The sequence below is a fragment of the Kytococcus sp. HMSC28H12 genome, assembly GCF_001816045.1.
Taxonomy (GTDB): domain Bacteria; phylum Actinomycetota; class Actinomycetes; order Actinomycetales; family Dermatophilaceae; genus Kytococcus; species Kytococcus schroeteri.
Genome location: NZ_KV824626.1, coordinates 1 through 1,056 on the forward strand (window position 1 = coordinate 1; position 1,056 = coordinate 1,056).

At 76.0% G+C, this 1,056-nt stretch carries 1 protein-coding gene and 1 pseudogene; both read left to right on the plus strand.

Features of this window, described 5'->3' with window-relative positions:
- Nucleotides 1-299: pseudogene (locus HMPREF3099_RS13090) on the plus strand (hypothetical protein); the annotation flags it as partial.
- Between the two features lie 10 nt (nucleotides 300-309).
- Nucleotides 310-1,056, plus strand: a 747-nt coding sequence (locus tag HMPREF3099_RS09960) for an OB-fold nucleic acid binding domain-containing protein (RefSeq protein ID WP_371327534.1), incomplete at its 3' end; no start/stop codon positions are given.

Below are 1,056 nucleotides of genomic sequence, written 5' to 3' on the forward strand. Positions count from 1 at the left end.
CCGCGGCGGGGGCCACCCACGACGGGGCGGTCCGGGCCCTCCCCGGGGGCGGGGTCGTCGGCACCGTGGGTTCGCGCGAGGTGGCCCGCGGCGAGGACGTGGCCGACGTGCTGCCGGACGTGCTGGCCGAACTCCCCACCCGCGGCGTGGAGCTCGCCACCGTGGTGCTCGGGGAGGAATTGGACCCTGCCGTGGGGCGGGCCGTCGAGTCGAGCCTGCGGCTGCGACGCCGTGGCCTGGAGGTGCAGGTCGTCGAGGGCGGGCCCCGGGCGTTCCCGGTGCTCGTGGGGCTCGAGTGAGGGGGCCGGCGTGGTGACCTGGGACGCCCGGCTGCCGTCCGTCATCGGGGAGCGGGAGGCCAAGCGGCTGGAGAAGGAGCGCGGCCTGCGGACCGTGGGCGACCTGGTGCAGTTCGTGCCCACCCGCTACCTGGACCCCGAGCGGCCGGCGGCGATGGCAGACCTCACCGTCGGGGAGAGCTCGGTGGTGGTGGGCACCGTGGTCTCCGCGCAGCAGGTGCCGATGCGCAACCAGCCGCGGCGCAAGCGGCTCGTGGTGCAGACGCGCGACGACGCCGGGGGCCGGTTGACGGTGGTCTTCTTCACCGCCTTCGGGCACACCACCCGCCTCGTGCCCGGGGCGAGGGTGATGTTCATCGGCACCGTGGGGGAGTACCGCGGCGCGCTGCAGATGACGCACCCCGACTACGTGGTGCTGGAGTCCGCCGGCGAGGAGGCCGGCGCGTTCGCCGAGCCGGCCGAGGGCCTCATCGGGCTGTACAAGGAGGTCAAGCAGCTCACCTCCGTGCAGGTCGGCCAGGCCGCCGCCATGGCCCTGCACGCCCTGGACGAGGCACCCGACGTGCTGCCCCCCTCGGTGGCCGCTGCGCAGGGGCTCACCGCGACCGAGGCGTGGACGCTGCTGCACCGCCCGGCCGACTGGTCCGACGTGCAGCGGGCCCGGGCGCGGCTGCGCTTCTCCGAGGCGTTCGAGCTGCAGGTGGTGCTGGCCCGGCTGCGGGCCCGGCACGAGGCCGACCCGGCCACGCCGCGTCCG